Raw genomic sequence first — 289 nt, 5'->3', positions numbered from 1 at the left:
CGTAGAAGTCATCTTCATCTGCCACAACTAAAGCGCCAATATTTTCATGAACCATTAGTTCAACCCCTTGTTTGACAACAACATCAGGATATACCTTAACAATAGGTCTTCTTGGCTGTGGCAAAAGTGATCGTAAAATATGAGCCATGTTGCTCTCCTTAATCATCCAATGATTTTATAATCATTGTATTGATTAATTTTAGCACATAGCCATGGATTATTAATGACAAAAAAACTTGAAAAAGAGAATTAGTAGCGTTTATACCCGTGATCTTTCAAAATAAGCCCG

The sequence above is a fragment of the Paenalicyclobacillus cellulosilyticus genome (genome assembly GCF_014647315.1).
Taxonomy (GTDB): domain Bacteria; phylum Bacillota; class Bacilli; order Alicyclobacillales; family Alicyclobacillaceae; genus Alicyclobacillus_J; species Alicyclobacillus_J cellulosilyticus.
The sequence above is the reverse complement of the archived record's forward strand: the minus strand, read 5'-3'. Positions refer to the sequence as shown.